The 12,306-nt window shown below is 34.5% G+C and carries 13 protein-coding genes and 1 tRNA gene; 4 read left to right on the top strand and 10 right to left on the bottom strand.

The window, feature by feature from the left end:
* The 4 genes from ACN0TY_RS15380 to ACN0TY_RS15365 all read left to right on the top strand — a co-directional run bounded on the left by ACN0TY_RS15380 (position 1) and on the right by ACN0TY_RS15365 (position 4,168).
* A complete protein-coding gene (locus ACN0TY_RS15380) occupies positions 1 to 1,461 on the top strand; it encodes a glutamate synthase subunit beta (protein WP_417445180.1) in 1,461 nt (486 codons plus the stop codon).
* 186 nt (positions 1,462 to 1,647) lie between these two features.
* On the top strand, positions 1,648 to 2,037 hold the full coding sequence (locus tag ACN0TY_RS15375) for a hypothetical protein (protein ID WP_417445179.1): 390 nt from the start codon (positions 1,648 to 1,650) through the stop codon (positions 2,035 to 2,037).
* 81 nt (positions 2,038 to 2,118) lie between these two features.
* Complete coding sequence (locus ACN0TY_RS15370) at positions 2,119 to 3,384, top strand: DUF819 domain-containing protein (protein WP_417445178.1); 1,266 nt, start codon at positions 2,119 to 2,121, stop codon at positions 3,382 to 3,384.
* A gap of 49 nt (positions 3,385 to 3,433) precedes the next feature.
* On the top strand, positions 3,434 to 4,168 hold the full coding sequence (locus tag ACN0TY_RS15365) for a DUF4369 domain-containing protein (RefSeq protein WP_417445177.1): 735 nt from the start codon (positions 3,434 to 3,436) through the stop codon (positions 4,166 to 4,168).
* Between the two features lie 37 nt (positions 4,169 to 4,205).
* Here the strand turns inward: ACN0TY_RS15365 and ACN0TY_RS15360 are convergent, their stop codons facing one another.
* From ACN0TY_RS15360 to ACN0TY_RS15315, 10 genes are all read right to left on the bottom strand, one after another.
* Positions 4,206 to 4,643 (bottom strand): hypothetical protein, encoded by a 438-nt coding sequence (locus ACN0TY_RS15360; protein WP_417445176.1) that lies wholly within the window; start codon positions 4,641 to 4,643, stop codon positions 4,206 to 4,208.
* A 76-nt stretch (positions 4,644 to 4,719) separates the two neighbouring features.
* Positions 4,720 to 5,157, bottom strand: coding sequence for a hypothetical protein (locus tag ACN0TY_RS15355; RefSeq protein ID WP_417445175.1), 438 nt, complete (start codon positions 5,155 to 5,157; stop codon positions 4,720 to 4,722).
* 147 nt (positions 5,158 to 5,304) lie between these two features.
* A tRNA-Thr gene (locus ACN0TY_RS15350) sits at positions 5,305 to 5,381 on the bottom strand.
* Positions 5,382 to 5,459: 78 nt separating this feature from the next.
* A complete protein-coding gene (locus ACN0TY_RS15345; RefSeq protein ID WP_236960149.1) occupies positions 5,460 to 5,735 on the bottom strand; it encodes a hypothetical protein in 276 nt (91 codons plus the stop codon).
* A gap of 34 nt (positions 5,736 to 5,769) precedes the next feature.
* A complete protein-coding gene (locus tag ACN0TY_RS15340; protein WP_417445174.1) occupies positions 5,770 to 6,738 on the bottom strand; it encodes a type I phosphomannose isomerase catalytic subunit in 969 nt (322 codons plus the stop codon).
* A 57-nt stretch (positions 6,739 to 6,795) separates the two neighbouring features.
* Positions 6,796 to 7,203: a 6-pyruvoyl trahydropterin synthase family protein gene (locus ACN0TY_RS15335; protein ID WP_236960153.1), complete on the bottom strand. Its 408-nt coding sequence runs from the start codon at positions 7,201 to 7,203 to the stop codon at positions 6,796 to 6,798.
* Positions 7,204 to 7,205: 2 nt separating this feature from the next.
* On the bottom strand, positions 7,206 to 7,736 hold the full coding sequence (gene idi, locus ACN0TY_RS15330; RefSeq protein ID WP_236960155.1) for an isopentenyl-diphosphate Delta-isomerase: 531 nt from the start codon (positions 7,734 to 7,736) through the stop codon (positions 7,206 to 7,208).
* Positions 7,737 to 7,893: 157 nt separating this feature from the next.
* Positions 7,894 to 8,853, bottom strand: a complete 960-nt coding sequence (locus ACN0TY_RS15325) for a type IX secretion system membrane protein PorP/SprF (RefSeq protein WP_417445173.1) — start codon at positions 8,851 to 8,853, stop codon at positions 7,894 to 7,896.
* A gap of 3 nt (positions 8,854 to 8,856) precedes the next feature.
* Positions 8,857 to 11,142: an Ig-like domain-containing protein gene (locus tag ACN0TY_RS15320; RefSeq protein ID WP_417445172.1), complete on the bottom strand. Its 2,286-nt coding sequence runs from the start codon at positions 11,140 to 11,142 to the stop codon at positions 8,857 to 8,859.
* Positions 11,143 to 11,171: 29 nt separating this feature from the next.
* Positions 11,172 to 12,306: hypothetical protein (locus ACN0TY_RS15315; RefSeq protein WP_417445171.1), on the bottom strand; the 1,135-nt coding region annotated here is incomplete at its 5' end.

Here is a 12,306-nt window from a genome sequence, read left to right as displayed (position 1 = left end):
ATGGGAAAACTAAGAGGATTTTTAGAATACGAAAGACGCGGCGAAGACAATATTGCTGTTGAAGAACGTGTAAAAAATTACAACGAGTTTACCAAAGAACTCGAAACTGAAGAATTAAACGAGCAAGGTGGAAGATGCATGGATTGCGGAATTCCTTTTTGCCACAGCGGATGCCCATTAGGGAACTTAATCCCAGATTTTAATGACGCAGTATATAAAAATGACTGGAGTAAAGCATTACGCTTGTTACATGCTACCAATAATTTCCCTGAATTTACAGGGAGATTATGCCCAGCACCTTGTGAATCTGCTTGTGTACTAGGGATTATACAACCTCCTGTTTCTATTGAACTTATTGAAAAATATATTGTAGAACGCGGATTTAAAGAAGGATGGATTAAAGCTAATCCTCCAAAAAAACGTACTGGAAAAACAATTGCCGTTGTAGGTTCTGGTCCTTCTGGACTAGCTGCAGCACAACAATTAAATCGTGCTGGACACACAGTTACAGTTTTTGAACGTGATAAAAAGGTAGGTGGTTTACTTCGTTATGGAATTCCAGATTTCAAATTAGAAAAGAAAGTAATCGATCGTCGAGTTGCTATCTTAGAAGAAGAAGGTATCAAATTTAAAACCAATGTACACGTAGGAAAAAACTACGATGCGGCACAGTTAAACGATTTTGATGCCGTTGTTCTTTGTGGTGGAGCTACACAACGCAGAAAATTACCAATTCCAGGAGCTGATGCTAGCGGAGTTGTTCAAGCTATGGATTTCTTAAAACGTAACAACCAAGTTGTTGATGGCCTTGAAGAAACTACAGAATCTCTTCATGCTGCTGGAAAAAATGTAATTGTTATTGGTGGTGGTGATACAGGTTCCGACTGCGTTGGAACATCTAACCGTCATGGAGCAAAATCGGTTACTAACTTTGAGATTATGCCGATTCCAGCCACTTCAAGAACTGACGAAAACCCATGGCCTTATTGGCCTTTTACACTAAAAACTACTTCTTCTCATGAGGAAGGTGTAGAACGTAATTGGAGCATATTAACCAAAGAGTTTGTAAAAGACGAAAAAGGAAATTTAAAAGCCATTAAAACTGTTGAAGTAAAATGGGTTAAAATACCTGGTGAGCGCCCTCAATTAAAAGAAGTTGAAGGTTCAGAAAAAGAATGGCCATGCGAACTTGCTTTATTAGCACTTGGGTTTACAGGCCCTGAAGCGACATTAAGCGAGCAACTAGGACTGCATACAGACGATAGAAGCAATATAAAAGGTAACAATAAGTATCAAACTAATGTGCCACACATTTTTACTGCTGGAGATATGCGCAGAGGACAATCATTGATTGTTTGGGCTATTTCTGAAGGTAGAGAAGCTGCACACCACGTAGACACCTATTTAATGGGATCTTCATCACTTCCTGTAAAAGAAAAAGGAGATTTACCAGCTGCTTAAAAATTTAAAAAGAAACATTTATTTTAATTTGTTTAATAGCCGTTATCAAAACTTTTGATAGCGGTTATTTTTTTATTGACACGCCTACTCTAGTGCAAAAGAGCGCATCACTTTAAGTTGAAAATTCTTATATTTACTATCATATGTAGTTCAAGCAACATTAAAGCAATCCTGAAAGTGAGTGATATGAGCATATTTTTTCTTCTGAAACTTCAAAATTCAGTTTCAAAACAATCTCTTGTAGTCTTAATAATGCTCGTAACTACCATAGGTTTTTCTCAAAACAACAGCAAGCAAGACAGCCTTCTCTTAGGAACGTATAGTACTACTACACAAAGTAACGAATCCGATTTCAATCCGTTTGTTTACGCCGACAAATTAGAAACTCAACTTTCTCCACACATTATTAGAACATATAATATTGATGAAATTAGAAATGGAGAACTCACTACTTACAATTCAGATTTGGATAAACTATACTTTAAAAATTCGAATAAATTTTTTCATGATGATTTAGATAAATTCATCCCAAAGCCACCGGACTTCAACTCACATTACCTTCCACTTACAAAATAAGCGACACTGACTTTATTTAAAACGTCTTATTCATTGTGATTCTTTATTTACATTTTTGTATTTTCCCGAAAATTTTTTTTGATGCAAGAAACGCCCATTTTCACAAGCGATACCATTGTATTAGGTATCATCATGTTATGTTTAGGATTCGTATTTTATACTTCAGCAATAAAAACTGGATTTTGGAGTAAGTTTTACAAAATAGTGCCTTCTGTACTTATGTGCTATTTACTCCCATCTTTATTCAACTCGTTCGGTGTTATTTCTGATGAAACTTCCAACTTATATTACGTTGCAAGTAGATATTTATTACCAGCTTCATTAGTTTTAATGACATTGAGTATCGATTTAAAAGCAGTATTTAACTTAGGCCCTAAAGCCTTGATCATGTTTTTTACAGGAACAATAGGAATTGTAATTGGTGGACCTTTAGCTATCTTACTTATTTCTGCCATTTCTCCTGAAACTGTTGGCGGCGTTGGACCAGATGCCGTATGGAGAGGACTTGCAACACTTGCTGGAAGTTGGATTGGAGGTGGTGCAAACCAAGCTGCCATGTTAGAGATCTTCAAATACAATCCGGAGAAATACGGAGGTATGGTCTTAGTAGATATTGTTGTTGCAAATTTATGGATGGCAATAGTTCTTCTTGGCGTTGGTAAAAGTGATAAAATTGATAAATGGCTAAAAGCAGATAACAGCGCTATCGATGACTTAAAAAACAAGATGAAAGCTTTTGCTGAAAAAGTTACAAGAACTCCTACCCTCACCGACTATATGATGATTTTATCTATCGCATTTGTTGCTGTAGGAATTGCACATTTTGGAGCTAATAATATATCCGATTTTTTAACTAGTAACTTTGATGCTGTAAGCGATAAAAAGAGTGCGCTCTCTTCTTTTGGGTCGCAGTTCTTTTGGATGATTACTATTGCTACATTAATTGGAATCTCACTATCGTTCACCAAATTCAAAAATTATGAAGGTGCTGGCGCTAGTAAATTCGGTTCCATCTGTATCTATATTTTGGTAGCTACTATTGGAATGAAAATGGATATCTTTAAAATATTTGAAAATCCTGGACTTATTGCAATCGGTCTTGTTTGGATGACTATTCATGCGGTATTACTTATTATAGTTGCTAAAATCATCAAAGCTCCATACTTCTTTTTAGCTGTTGGAAGTCAAGCAAACGTGGGTGGAGCTGCCTCTGCACCAGTTGTGGCAGCAGAATTTCATCCGTCATTAGCTACTGTGGGAGTCCTTTTAGCTGTATTTGGTTATGCTGTTGGAACCTATGGCGCTATTTTCTGTGCTTATTTAATGGAATTAGCCTCAAAAATGTAGCAATTAAAATAAGAATTACGCATATTTGCCCTTCAGAAAAAAACAACTTATGTATAGATTATTAGCACCTTTATTACTGGTTTTAGTACTTGCTTCCTGCGGAAAGAATAATGATAACATGACTGTTAAAGGAACCGTTGAAGGTTTACGCAAAGGAACATTATATTTTCAGAAAATAGAAGATAGTACAATGGTTACGATAGATTCGTTAGAGATTGATGGAAATTCGGATTTTAACTTTTCTACATATATTGAAAGTCCAGAAGTTTTCACGCTTTATCTAGATAAAAACGACGGGAACCTCCTAAACGATCGTCTTGATTTTTTTGGAGAACCAGGGATTATCACCATAAATACTACTAGAGATTATTTTGCTCCAGAAGCTAAAATTGAAGGATCAAAAAGTAATGATACATGGTCAGAATATAAAAGTATTCTTTCTAAATTTTCTGGAAAAAACTTAGACCTTATTAAAGAAAGTATCGAAGCTGAGAAAAAGGGAGATCTAAAGTTAGTAGATTCACTAAATCAAGTTTCAGAAAAAAATTCAACACGCAGTTATTTATACACGCTTAATTTTATATTAAACAATAAAGATTCCTACGCTGCGCCTTACATTACACTTGCAAACGCATACAACACTAATGCAAAATATTTAGACTCTATAAACAACTCATTAACTCCAGAAGTTGCAGCATCTAAATATGGAAAAATGCTAGATACATTTGTAAAGGAAGTAAAAGAAAAAGAGCAAACTGCAGCAACAGAGGAGATCACTGAATAACATCTGTTTCTAAATTATATTTTTAGGTTGGTTGATATTATTTCAACCAACCTTTTTTTATACTTTTTCCTGAAAATATTATAAGGTAGACTGCAATTACTATGATCATTATCGGCATTAAATAAGCTCCAGGCCCATAAACTTCAAGAGAGGAAGCAATTAAAAAATTATATCCCATTTGAATCAGAATAGCAATCAACGAAATTATAAAAACTAGCTTCGCTGTCTTCACTCTAAATATTAATAGAATACATCCTAATGCACCTCCAATAACAGCAATACCGTATGCAGCTTTAACCCATATAGGATTATTAAGATACAATTCTTGTTGTGCTTTTGGCAGAGCCTGAATAGCTTCATCTGTAATAGTCATATCAGCAATAAATGCACCCACACCCATTAAATTCCATAGCAATGCAACTATGGTAACAAGCCAAAACCACCACGGGATTTTAGTAGAAAATTGATCATCCATAATAAATTAAGTTAGTTGGTTAGTTTTTAGAAAATCACAACTCTATATAGAGTTATAAAGTATTTTAATTGGCATTTTATTCAAGCCAATTCCTTTTGATACTATAGTTTGAAAAAAACACATAAAACAATCCTGAAAACATAATAAAAATAGGGAGAATTACTGCTTCTGGACTAAAGTTTTCTAGAGAAGTAATCGATATTAAATTATAGCTCATTTGCACAACGATTGCAACAAGGGAAAGAATGAATAAAGGTTTTGCCCATTTCTTCCTTAAAAGCAGACCTAAGCTTCCTAAAATACCTGCAAAAACCACTACTGCATAGACTACTTCTAGCCAAGTAGGATATTCTTTTAATAATTCTTGTTCTGGAACAGGAAAAGCTAATAAAGAGGTTTGAGAAAAACTCATTTGCCCTACAAAGGCACCTATAGCGGTTAAGTTCCATATAAGGGAGAATATCGCAATCATCCAAAACCAAATAGGAACTCTAAATGTATCTCTTTTACTCATAACACTATGTATTTTAAGATATTACACCCTCTAAGATACATTTTTATTGAAGAATTAAAAAATGAGGATACTACTGCTCATAAAACTCAACACTCTGTAGGACAAGTTATAGGCATAAAAAAAGCCTCTCAAAAATGAGAGGCTTTTTGGAGCCGATGGAGGGACTCGAACCCACGACCTGCTGATTACAAATCAGCTGCTCTAGCCAGCTGAGCTACATCGGCGTTTCGGTTAAAAAGTGTGCAAATATAATATTGAAAACTAAACCTGCAAACTTTTTTACCAAAAAAATATTTTTTTTCTTAAGCAGCAGAAAGCTTGTTTAATTTCTCAACCAAAGAAGTCGCTTTTTCTTCAAGTTCTTTGTTCACTTCCTTTAAATGAGCTTTTCTATTATCAACACTTTTATCATTAACCTTAGCGATTAAATCATCAAAAGTTTTAATAGCTTCATCTATTATTTTATCTCCTTCTTTAGAATTTGGAGTTTGGGTGCTTATCTCCCAGATATATACTGCTTCTATAATATCTCCTAAAACGAAGTTTATATCTCTCTTTAAATCTCTAATATTAGCCATAGTATTTTATTTTGCTGCAAAAGTACACCTTTTTTTAAATATGTACCTCTAATATTTTAGCATCCTTTGCACTAATAATTACTTCGTTTATAGCCGCTGGAATTAAAATTGTATCCCCTTTTACTAACTTCTCGCTATTTTCTCCTACAGTAACCTGCGCTTGACCATCTACACATATGTAGATTGTAAAAGAATCTCTATTTACTAATTGCTTAACAAAAGTCCCTACAACATCTAGATAATTGGTTACAAAATAATCACAATTAACCATATTATTAGAAGAGTTATAAGTTGTCTCATAACTAGTTTTAAAATCGTCTTTCTTCTGATAATCGATAGCATCTACGGCTTGTTCTGTATGCAATTCTCGTGTATTACCATCCTTATCTTTACGCTCGTAATCATAAATACGGTATGTAACGTCGGATGTCTGTTGGATTTCCGCTAAAAGGATTCCCGCGCCGATAGCATGTACTTTCCCTGTATTTATAAAGTAAGTATCTCCAGTAGTCACTTCTTCCTGATTAAGAATTTCAAGCAACTTTCCATTTTTTAGATGCTCTAAATATGTTTCCTTTGTCAGCGTTTCATTAAAACCTACAATAAGTTTCGATCCTGGATCTGCCTGCATAACATACCACATCTCCGTTTTCCCGAAAGAATTATGACGTTCTTTTGCAAGAGCATCATTTGGATGAAGCTGAACAGATAAGTCTAATTTTGCATCTATAAACTTAATTAGAATTGGAAACTTATTTCCAAAGCGATTATAAACATCCTTCCCTAGAAACTCTTCTTTATAGGTGTCTATTAATTCTTGTAACGTATTTCCTTTTAATTCACCATTACTTACTACGGACACATTCCCTTCTACTCCAGATAATTCCCAACTTTCAGAAGCTGTTTCTGTCTTAACGTCTTTGCCTAACACTTCTTTAAGCTTTGTTCCTCCCCATAAATATTCTTTAAATATTGGGTTAAATTTGATTGGATATAATTTCATCTTCTACTATATAATTTTAATAAAAACCTTACTGTTTTTAGTTACTCCCAAAGAGTACTACGCTCCAGTATAGGTTACATAATTTCTTGGTGTTTCATACAATACAACTTCTAAGTCGAATTGCTCTAAAAAGGGTTTTAAGCGATTGTAAATAACAATTGCTATATTTTCTACAGTTGGATTTAACGATGCAAATTCTGGAACTTCTATATTTAGGTTTTTATGATCTAAATGATCTTCTACCTCTTTTTCTATAAGTTCTTTTAAGATTTTTAAATCGATTACGAATCCTGTTTCTGGGTCTATTGGTCCAGAAACACTAACAATCAATTCATAATTATGGCCATGATAATTTGGATTACTACACTTACCAAAAACCTCTTTATTTTTCTGATCGTCCCAATCTTTACGGAACAATCTATGGGCGGCATTAAAATGTGCCTTCCTACTTACTTTCAATTTCATAATTATGTGGTAGATTGTTCTTCAATATGAATATAAAACTTTTCAAAAATAATCTTGAACCAAGCAGTATATAAATCTGGATTTTCTTGCATGTCTTTTTTAATATCTTTTAAAGACATCCATTTCCAACTAGCAACTTCGTCAGGATTAATATTAGGTTCTTCATTAAATTTACCCACTAAAATATGATCATACTCATGCTCTGTTAAACCATTATCAAATGGAGCATGATATATAAAAGACAACACTTCTTCTAGTTCCGTAGTAAAGCCCATTTCTTCTTGCAAACGACGTTTTCCAGCATCGATATTACTCTCTCCCTCTCTTTGGTGACTACAACATGTATTTGTCCATAAACCAGGAGAATGATACTTATGAGCTGCTCTTTGCTGAATCATAGTCTCACCAGCATCATTAAAAACGAAAACAGAAAAAGCTCTATGAAGTAATGCCTTTTCATGTGCTTCTATTTTTTCCATCAGTCCAATTTGCTGATCATTGGAATCCACCAAAATAACTTTTTCTTTTTCCATTTAGCTTTTTTCTTTCAACAATATATTCTATTACTATCAATAGATTTGTAAAATAGTACAACAAACTTACAAAAATGGTTAACCATATCATAAAACAAAAAAATCTCGCCATAAAGCGAGATTTTCACATTGAATGTTCTAAACCTATTGCTTTTGCTTAGAAAAATCTTGGACCGGTTACACGTCGATAATTCCTTGAAAACTCATATCTAAGAAATATCTCCACGGTACCGTTATTAAATTGCGTACCTCCTAAGGCTGTTACCTCACGATCGTATGCTAAACCAACTGCTAAAGCTTCATTAAGCTGAAAACCAACCATACCCGTTACTGATGCTCCAAATCTATACCCAACACCAAAAGTCACACTTTCATCATACATAAAATTAGCAGACATATCTACCTGTAAAGGTGCTCCTGAAACATATTTTGTTAATAGTGTAGGCTTAAACTTCCATCTATAATCAAGATCAAAAACATATCCTCCCATAAGGTAATAATGTACACGAGAGGCAGCTACATAAGATGTGCTAGTATTAGAGTTATTAGACGTATCAAAATGATCTGTTGTAAGCATATTAGGGACAGAAAAACCTATATAGTACTTATCGGCATGGTAATAAATTCCAGCTCCAATATTAGGAGAAAACTTATTATCAATATTATTCTGACCAGTAAGCTCAACATCATCATATTGATTCAGTTTTGTAAAATCTATATTTAATAAACTCCCCCCTACTTTTAATCCAAAGGAAAGATTTCCTTGGTAAGAAGTTTGAATGGTATAGGAAATATCAGCATCAAAGAACGTCTCCTGCGTTACACCTTCCCCTAATTGATCGTTTATTATTGACAAACCAACTCCCAGTCTACTATATTTAATCGGCGCATGCACATTTACTGTCTGCGTTTGCGGAGCTCCATCTAAACCCAACCATTGATTTCTATATAAAGCCGTAGCGCTAAGCATGCCTCTACTACCGGCATAAGCTGGATTTATACTCATTGTATTGTACATATATTGAGTGTACTGTGCATCTTGCTGAGAAAAAACTGAATTTATCCCAATCGAAATAAACAATATCACTAATAATTTATAATTCTTCACTTCATTCATATCTTAATAATTGAGATAGATATATCCTGCCATACTTTTTCTAGTCTCCTCCTTAATATATTCAATGGTATAATAATAGGTTCCCACAGGCAATTTATTTCTCTGTCCAACGGTTACTCTACCTTCAGAATACCCTCTAAACGTATTGCTACTTTGGCCATATCCTTCTGTTTCATAAACTAAAACTCCCCACCTATTAAAAATCTTAACCGTATTATCTGGATAGTCTTCTATCCCGTAGATTTTCAACTCATCATTTCTTCCATCACCATTAGCAGTGATTAACTGATGTACTCTTAAATCCTCTTCTGGTGCTGGCGGAGCTGGTGGAGGACTTAATGGCGAAGCGTTTACAGTAATAATACCTTGTTCATTATTCCATTTTCCATCTTCATTAATAACTCTTACTATATACCCAAAAACATCCTCTGCATCAAAGCCAGGGTTTACAACATATGAGATTGTATTATCTGGATTAACTGTTACCGTTCCGTTTAAAGGATCCGAAACACTCACCATCTCTAATTTAGTATCTTCATTAAATGTATCATTTCCTAAAACATTAAAAATCACTTGTGAAGGATCAGAAGAATCAACATTAAAGAAATCATCTTCTACATCATTAACAGGCGTTACTTGAATACTAACAAAAGCAGATGAAGAATCTTGATTTCCTGTTAGATCTGTATAATTAATACTATATTCAAAAGTAATGGGTCCTACAAAATCTGGATGAGGAGTAAAAACAATTTCATTATTATTTACATATGCTGAACCATTTATAATAGCAGGCTCTACCTCCACTTCGTAATCAGTGATTCCTCCTATATCATCATTTGCAAGAACATTTATTGTCAGCACAGTATCTTCTTCCATTTCCCCTTTATCATTTTCAGCTAATACTCCTTTGCCATCTCCTTCTCCTACAGTAATACAAACTTCTGCAGTATCGCTACCACCATTACCATCACTTACTGTATATTCAAAACAATCTTGACCTACAAATCCAGGCTCTGGTGTATACGTTAAAATTCCGGGTGTATTCTCTTCCACTAGTCCATGATCAGAAAGAGCAGTATAATCCGAAACAGACAATGGATCTCCATCAGTATCGGTATCATTTATAAGCACATCTATCGATACAATATCTCCATTGGTACTTTTTACATCATCTACCGCAATAGGATCATCATTTACTGGAGTAACTTGTACAGATACCGTAGCAGAAACTTCATTCCCAGCTGCATCTGTTAATGTATGGATGAAGAAATCAAGACCATTAAAATTCTCATTTGGAATATATTCAAACACCCCATCTGAAACTTCTGTTACCGTTCCATATGCAGGTGCTGTAGCAAGCGCGTAATCATCTACACCACTTCCGTTACCTCCAATATTATCATTATCACTAACATCAATCTGATTATCATTACCAGTTTGACTGTCTTCTAACACCGTTAACTTATCATTAGCAGCATGTATAAGGTCAATAGTTACAGTTGCAGAATTCGTTTGCTCGACATTATATTGATCTAACATACTAAGTTGATATGTAAACTCATCATATCCCACAAATGATGTTCCTGGAGTATAAACAAAATAATCATCATTAGGATCCAACGTTTCTTGACCAAATAATTCTATTGTACCATGGCTCGGATTTGTATAATCAAACACTCCCATAGATGGTAAAGAAATATCATTCTCTGTCATTTTAATGATTGTCTTTCCTGTTGGATTATTATCCAACACTGCTACAATATCATCTACTAATTCAAATTGCTCTCCGAAGCAAGCAACAAAAAAAGTAGGCAATTCAATTAAATTACCTGCCTTAGTAACAGTAGCCTCATATTTCTGTTTAGCCTTATCAGCAATAACTTTAGGAGCTTTATTTACACCCAACGAACTATCATTCCAACTTACGGTAGCATTACTACTCACGCTACTAGAAACATCTAAAGTAACCTCGTTCTCTGGAGAACTACAATAAGTTAGTATAAAATAATCACTCGTATTTTTACCACATATAGTACCATCATACACCGCATAATACACTCCTGGTAAAAATACCTCAAGTGTATTATCTGTTTCAGACTCTTTTAATAAAACTGCATCACTGGCATTATCGGAAGAACCGTCTTGCACAAACCAACGATAGTTACTAATAGTACCATCTGTTGAATTTGTAACAGGGGCTTCCAAAACAAATTGCGCACTCGCTTGATAGGAAAGTAGCAAAAGCAATCCTATTGCAAATTGTTTGATATGTTTATTTTGATGTTTCAAAATGATTTTTTTTAGATGATATCAAACAATTATTTTACTACGAATACCACGTTGATAAGTGAGTTGTAATCTGCCGGAGGGTTTTTAACTGTATAAGTCATTTTCCCATTAACATCAATACTAGTGACAGTAAATACATTTGTATCGTATGCTGTAACATAATAATATAATTCATCACTAGCATATGTCGGAATAGCATTAGGAGCTCCTGCACTTGATATTACAGGTGATCCGAATTGTTCAACATATTGCTGATATAAATCGATTTCAAAATTTCCATTTACTGAAGCATCTATAGCAATTGAAGGCGGATAAAAAATTCTAGCTGCTTTAGATATTGTATTAACTTCTTCAGTCACTACCTGAGTTGCAGTATTTACTTCATCTATTGCTGCTTGGGTGTTTTCAGCTGTTAACCCTGATGTAGAATTCTCGTATGGTACTTCTGTTGCTGTTTGATCGTCGGTGCTATTTGTATTCAATTCCTCCAATGCTCCCTGAACTGTTGATGAAGTAAGACCACTAATTGTAGTGATATCTACCTCTGTCGCTGTCTGATCATCGGTACTTCCTGCTGCCAACTCATCTATCGCTGCTTGTGTGTTTTCTGCTGTTAACCCTGATGTAGAATTCTCGTATGGTACTTCTGTTGCTGATAATGTTTTATACGATACATTTCCTGATCCATCAGCAACTGGAACCTGTCCTGCTGTTGATCCTACAGAGCTTAATTTGACTGCTGTGATTGCACCATCTTTAACCTCCAAACTAACATCATTAAATACGGAATTAGCACCCCCAGTAACTGTTAGGTCTGTAGAGGTTATATCTCCATCCCCCTCGATAGCAGTTACATCTACTTCTAACGCTCCACTTGTGGCATTTTGAATTAATCCTGCGCCCGCAACATCATTATTTATATGTTTAGCTTCAACTGCATCTGCTAAAATCTTATACGGATTAATCGCTCCATCAGCAATATCTACTTCTGTAATTGTCTTATCAGCTATCTTCTCTGAAGTGATTGTACCAACAGCTAAATCTGCTGTTACAATAGTTCCATCTGATATCTTTTCGCTCGTTATTGATTCATCTGCAACACTAAATTCTAAATCCTTCAAAACTGAATTAGTCGCTGCATCTGCACCATTTACTTTTATAATA

The organism is Joostella sp. (genome assembly GCF_048266025.1).
GTDB classification, from domain to species: Bacteria; Bacteroidota; Bacteroidia; order Flavobacteriales; family Flavobacteriaceae; genus Galbibacter; species Galbibacter atrarenae.
The sequence above is the reverse complement of the archived record's forward strand: the minus strand, read 5'-3'. Positions and strand labels throughout refer to the sequence as shown.

Bases quoted from the DNA above. Each gene is read 5' to 3' on its own strand.
- ACN0TY_RS15380 (WP_417445180.1), top strand. From the start codon at position 1: ATGGGAAAACTAAGAGGATTTTTAGAATACGAAAGACGCGGCGAAGAC.
- ACN0TY_RS15375 (WP_417445179.1), top strand. From the start codon at position 1,648: ATGAGCATATTTTTTCTTCTGAAACTTCAAAATTCAGTTTCAAAACAA.
- ACN0TY_RS15370 (WP_417445178.1), top strand. From the start codon at position 2,119: ATGCAAGAAACGCCCATTTTCACAAGCGATACCATTGTATTAGGTATC.
- ACN0TY_RS15365 (WP_417445177.1), top strand. From the start codon at position 3,434: ATGTATAGATTATTAGCACCTTTATTACTGGTTTTAGTACTTGCTTCC.
- ACN0TY_RS15360 (WP_417445176.1), bottom strand. From the start codon at position 4,643: ATGGATGATCAATTTTCTACTAAAATCCCGTGGTGGTTTTGGCTTGTT.
- ACN0TY_RS15355 (WP_417445175.1), bottom strand. From the start codon at position 5,157: ATGAGTAAAAGAGATACATTTAGAGTTCCTATTTGGTTTTGGATGATT.
- ACN0TY_RS15345 (WP_236960149.1), bottom strand. From the start codon at position 5,735: ATGGCTAATATTAGAGATTTAAAGAGAGATATAAACTTCGTTTTAGGA.
- ACN0TY_RS15340 (WP_417445174.1), bottom strand. From the start codon at position 6,738: ATGAAATTATATCCAATCAAATTTAACCCAATATTTAAAGAATATTTA.
- ACN0TY_RS15335 (WP_236960153.1), bottom strand. From the start codon at position 7,203: ATGAAATTGAAAGTAAGTAGGAAGGCACATTTTAATGCCGCCCATAGA.
- idi (WP_236960155.1), bottom strand. From the start codon at position 7,736: ATGGAAAAAGAAAAAGTTATTTTGGTGGATTCCAATGATCAGCAAATT.
- ACN0TY_RS15325 (WP_417445173.1), bottom strand. From the start codon at position 8,853: ATGAATGAAGTGAAGAATTATAAATTATTAGTGATATTGTTTATTTCG.